Genomic DNA, 3,548 nt, shown 5'->3' with positions numbered 1-3,548 from the left:
CTCCCACTGAGAAAGACTTGTTATTACTCACCACTTGCAGAAGTGGGAGTATTCTCGACTGAGATAAACATGTTAGCAGGATTATGTTAGATAATGTATGCGAGGAATCGGAAGCGGTTTTGCCAAATAGTGAGAACTGGAATCCGAAGATAAGATTGAATGTTGCAAACGAAGTGGTGCATAAGAAGTTGAAGCAGCACAGCATTTATATAAATCAGGAGAAGTAATGAACGTGATGGAAGATAGAGATAATAACTGGCAAAAAGACCTTCAGTTTTTACTGGGTGATACTGCAATTCTGGAACAACTTGCAGAACAGAAAACATATATTCCTTTTTCAGAAGAAACCATCGATTTTCTGGATGCTTTATATCAGGCACTTCGAAAAGAAAACCGTAGTGTACAGGTAGCAGATCTGGCAGCATTTTCTTTCTGGTGCAGAAAAGGAAATTTAAGTCATATCCGTGAGCAGTATGCCCGTCAATGGAACGGAAAAAAAGTGATCGGCAGAGGTGTGGCATTTCACATTGTTCCGTCCAATATTCCGGTACTGTTTGCCTTTAGCATGGCAGCATCTTTGCTGGCAGGAGATCCGGTGGTTTTGCGTCTGCCGGAGAAAGAAACGGTGCAGGAACAGATGATTTTATCGGCACTCAGACAGGTGATGGAAACACAGCCGGAATGGAAGAAACGAATTGTGATCCTTCGTTATGGTCATGTAAAAGAAGTTACGGATGCGCTTTCCCGGCTTTGTCAGGTGCGCGTGATCTGGGGCGGTGACCATAGTATTCAGGAAATTCAAAAGTCTGTATTGGAGCCGGGCAAAACAGAACTTGCTTTTGCAGATCGCCGTTCCGCAGCGGTATTGCGGGCAGATGCAATTTTAGAAAAAGAAGATTTGACGGACATCGTGCGCGGGTTCTATAATGATACTTATTTGAATGATCAGAATGCATGCTCCTCTCCGTCATTGCTTTACTGGCTAGGTTCTTCGGAGCAAACGGCACTTGCCCATGAAAAATTTTGGAAAGTAGCGGCACCTTACATTCAGAGCCGCTATGAACTGGGAGCACATCTTGCTGTACAGAAGTGGGAACAGGCAATGTACCTTGCAGCGACAAAAGAAAATGTAAAGATTCAGAAATTTGGTAATGAAGTCGTATTGGTTAAACTGCCGGAGCTTTCCGCGAATGTATGGGAGCTGACAGTTCCGGGCGGATTCTTTTTCGAGTGCAGCGGAGAAAATCTGGATGGATTATATCCGGCTTTGACAAGAAAATGTCAGACGTTAACCTGTGTAAACGAAACAGAGTGTACAGAAGTTGCAGAAAAGCTGATCTGTGCGGGTGTTTCCGGTGTAGATCGGGTGGTACAGATCGGACATGCATTGGATTTTTCCCTGATCTGGGATGGGATGGATCTGATCGCACAAATGAGTAGACTGATTCTATCTCAGTTGAGAAGTTAGAAAGAAAATGGAGGCATTACCGATGGAATATCAGGTAAAAACAGCACATGGAACATTATTCTGCAGAAGGGAAGGCAGCGGACCTTTGCTGCTTCTGATACATGGTGTTGCCTGTGACAGCGAATTTTTTCGTGAGGCATCGGCAATCTTATCTAAAAAATTTACAGTGATCAGTTATGACCGGCGGGGATATAGCCGAAGCATTCCGGCAGAGGGTGAAACAGATTTTTCGGTCTGGGCGCATGCAGATGATGCGGCAGAGATCATTGGGGCAGAACTGAAACGGAAACATGAGGAAGAAATATGCTTGGAAGAGTCAGAGCCGCAGATGAATGGAGCTGAGGAACAGAGCAAAGTGAAAGATGGTCAGAATACAGGGTTTTTTGTAGCTGGTTGCAGTGCGGGTGGCGCGGTGACGGCAGCATTGGCAACAAAATATCCGGAGTTAGTACGTCAGGTATTTTTGCATGAACCACTGATGCGGGGAAGCGGTGAACTGGCAGCAGAACAGGATGCTTTTTGGGAGAAACTTCATAAAAGTGCAGAGAAGCACAGAATTATCACCTGCATGATGCATTTTGTGAATGCCATGGGCGGCATGAACCGGGACAAAGAAGGACAGTCCATGGAGCAGCAGAGCCGAAATCTGAAAAATCTGGAGCTGTTTCTGGAGAAAGAAATGGATAGTTTTTCGAATTTAAAACTGGAGGATTTTAATATATCGGTTCCGGTGACGGTAGCCTGCGGTTCAGATGATAAAACCGGAATGTTTCATCGATCTGCTTATCAGGCTGCAGAAACCAAAGGATGGAAACACAAGATCGTGCCGGGATATCACAATTTTGCTTCTGATGAACCGGAAATGTTTGCGCAGTGTATCGTAGAAGAATTTTTCGAATGATTTTGTCTATAATATGGGATATAAATGGAGGAAAACAACATGTGTACAGCAGCAACTTATAAAACAAAAGATACCTATTTTGGCAGAACTTTAGATTACGAATTTTCTTACGGAGATGAACTGACCATCACGCCACGCAATTATCCAACACTGTTTCGTCATGCAGGAAAAATTGACAAAAATTATGCAATTCTTGGCATGGCGCATGTAGTCGGTGATTATCCGTTATATTATGATGCCATCAATGAAAAAGGGCTTGGCATGGCAGGTTTGAATTTTGTCGGAAATGCCGTATATCAGGATTTGTCAGAGGAAAAAGAAAATGTGGCACAGTACGAATTTATCCCATGGATCTTGCGTCAGTGTGCAACCGTGCAGGAAGCAAAAGAATGCTTAAGCCATATGAATCTGGTTGGAACGCCATTCCATGAAAGTTTACCGACGGCGCAGCTGCACTGGATTATTGCGGATGCGAACGCAGCAATTACCGTGGAATGCATGGCAGATGGTCTGCACGTATATGATAATCCGGCGGGAGTACTGACTAACAATCCGCCATTTCAGCAGCAGATGTTTCAGCTGAATCAATATATGCATTTGTCACCGCGACAACCGGAAAATCATTTTTCAGATAAACTGGAGTTGCAGGCATACAGCCGCGGCATGGGTGCATTGGGGCTTCCGGGAGATTTATCATCCACGTCCCGTTTTGTGCGGGTGGCATTTACAAAACTGCATTCGATTTCCGGGAATTCAGAAAATGAGAGCGTCAGCCAGTTTTTCCATATTTTAAATTCCGTAGATCAGCAGCGTGGATGTTGTGAAGTTGCAGAAGGAAAATATGAGATTACATTGTATACTTCCTGTTGCAATCTGAACAAAGGAATTTACTATTATACAACTTACGAAAACCACCAGATTTCGGCGGTGGATATGCATGCGGAAAATTTGGATGCCACGGAGCTGATTCGCTATACTCCGATTACGGGAGAGCAGATCTGTTGGCAGAACAAGTAATAAGGTATTGTTTCAAAATCTGTTATTAGAAATGTAATAGTCATTCTGGATTAAATAATAGGAAAAACCAGAAAATGTGAATATAAGAATTTTGCCAACAAATGTAAAAATTTATCTCAGTCTGAGATGAGACTCCCACTTCTGCAAGTGGTGAGTAGTAAC

At 43.5% G+C, this 3,548-nt stretch carries 4 protein-coding genes; all 4 read left to right on the top strand.

Features of this window, described 5'->3' with window-relative positions; translation table 11 throughout:
• Positions 1-83 precede the first annotated feature (83 nt).
• The 4 genes from LG34_RS16865 to bsh are packed head-to-tail and all read left to right on the top strand — an operon-like array spanning position 84 to position 3,386.
• The gene (locus tag LG34_RS16865) at positions 84-227 is read left to right on the top strand and encodes a hypothetical protein (protein WP_158582284.1); all 144 of its coding nucleotides are present in this window, start codon (positions 84-86) and stop codon (positions 225-227) included.
• Complete coding sequence (locus LG34_RS15880; protein WP_109216943.1) at positions 227-1,468, top strand: acyl-CoA reductase; 1,242 nt, start codon at positions 227-229, stop codon at positions 1,466-1,468. Before LG34_RS16865 ends, LG34_RS15880 begins: the two co-directional genes overlap by 1 nt.
• A gap of 22 nt (positions 1,469-1,490) precedes the next feature.
• Positions 1,491-2,369, top strand: coding sequence for an alpha/beta fold hydrolase (locus LG34_RS15875; protein ID WP_181369403.1), 879 nt, complete (start codon positions 1,491-1,493; stop codon positions 2,367-2,369).
• A gap of 39 nt (positions 2,370-2,408) precedes the next feature.
• On the top strand, positions 2,409-3,386 hold the full coding sequence (gene bsh / locus LG34_RS15870) for a choloylglycine hydrolase (RefSeq protein WP_109216941.1): 978 nt from the start codon (positions 2,409-2,411) through the stop codon (positions 3,384-3,386).
• Positions 3,387-3,548: the final 162 nt, after the last annotated feature.

This window comes from Eubacterium ramulus, assembly GCF_003122485.1.
Lineage (GTDB): Bacteria > Bacillota > Clostridia > Lachnospirales > Lachnospiraceae > Eubacterium_I > Eubacterium_I ramulus_A.
This window is presented reverse-complemented; position numbering and strand designations above follow the sequence as displayed.

What these genes read in the sequence shown, in the direction of transcription:
- LG34_RS15880 (WP_109216943.1), top strand. Translation starts at nt 227, where the DNA reads ATGAACGTGATGGAAGATAGAGATAATAACTGGCAAAAAGACCTTCAG.
- LG34_RS16865 (WP_158582284.1), top strand. Translation starts at nt 84, where the DNA reads ATGTTAGATAATGTATGCGAGGAATCGGAAGCGGTTTTGCCAAATAGT.
- LG34_RS15875 (WP_181369403.1), top strand. Translation starts at nt 1,491, where the DNA reads ATGGAATATCAGGTAAAAACAGCACATGGAACATTATTCTGCAGAAGG.
- bsh (WP_109216941.1), top strand. Translation starts at nt 2,409, where the DNA reads ATGTGTACAGCAGCAACTTATAAAACAAAAGATACCTATTTTGGCAGA.